The following is a 1,299-nucleotide window of genomic DNA, read 5'->3' as shown; positions in this document are numbered from 1 at the left end:
TGTATGAACCGGTCACATGGGTAACACTTTAAACCGGGCACATGGGTAACAGGTTATAACAGTACGGTAAACAGCTGACGGAGGTTTACCGTGCCCTGGACTGAGACTGTTACCATGCAACGTTTGCAGTTTGTCGCGGCCTGCCTTGAAGGCAACCTTCCCGTTGCCGAGGTATGCCGCCGCTTTAATATCAGCCGTAAGACCGGTTACAAGTGGCTGGCCCGTTTTTCACCGGATGATGCAGCCTCCCTGGCTGACCGCTCCCGGGCGCGCCATCACCAGAACTCAACCCCTGAACCCATGGTGCAGCTGTTGCTGGACACTAAACAGCAGCACCCGCTATGGGGGCCGGAGAAAATCAGGCAGCGACTGCTTAACCTGAATATCATCTGCGTGCCTGCGGCCAGTACGATTGGAGAGCTGTTTCGGGTTCACGGGCTGGTTAAAAAGCGTCGGCCTCCGGCTTTTAAATCCACACGTCCTCATGAACTACATACTGTCGTCCACCCGAATGAGGTCTGGAGTGCCGATTTCAAGGGTAAATTTACTCATACCGGCGGGCGCTGGTGTCATCCTTTCACGCTGACCGACAACTGCAGCAGGATAGTGCTGGCGTGCGATGCCACCTATATGCCTGACGGCCGGTTTGTCATTCCCTGCCTTGAACGGGTGTTCCGGGAATGCGGTATGCCGCAGGTGCTGCGTACGGACAACGGACCGCCGTTTGCCGGTGCTGGCCTGTGGGGGCTGAGCCAGATGTCCATCTGGCTGATTAAATGTGGTGTCCTGCCGGAACGTATCCGGCCGGGTAAACCCACGGAGAACGGGCGGCATGAGCGGATGCACCGGACCCTGAAGGATGCACTAAAGCGGCATACAAAGTTCACGTCCCTGGAAGAGCAGCAGGCCTGGCTGGATGCCTGGCGTAGTGAGTTTAATGACATTCGCCCCCACAAGGCGCTGGGCGGAAAAACACCCGGCTCGGTCTGGTATCCGTCAGAGCGCATCTTTACCGGCCCATGGAAGGCAATGCCGGTACCGGATGATGCACGGACATTACGCGTCTCAGTAAAAGGCGATTTATGCTTTAACAGTACCCGGATATTTTTATCGGAGGCGCTGAGGGGAGAATGGATATGGATGAAGCAGGTCGAAGAAGATCTGGATGAGATAGGATTTGGTGAACTGATACTGGCCCGGTACGACAGACGAAATCATCGTATAATCCGGGCCGATTAAGTCAAAAAGTGTTACCTGTGTGACCGGTCAGATCTGTAACCCATGTGACCGGTTCATACA

At 55.2% G+C, this 1,299-nt stretch carries 1 protein-coding gene; it reads left to right on the top strand.

What is annotated here, in order from left to right; translation table 11 throughout:
* Positions 1 to 90: 90 nt before the first annotated feature.
* Positions 91 to 1,239 carry an integrase core domain-containing protein gene (locus AC0LWE_RS22305; protein ID WP_174343875.1) on the top strand — a complete coding sequence of 383 codons (1,149 nt, stop codon included), beginning with the start codon at positions 91 to 93 and terminating at the stop codon, positions 1,237 to 1,239.
* The last annotated feature ends 60 nt before the right edge of the window (positions 1,240 to 1,299 follow it).

Source organism: Lelliottia sp. RD5, assembly GCF_056032945.1.
This window is presented reverse-complemented; position numbering and strand designations above follow the sequence as displayed.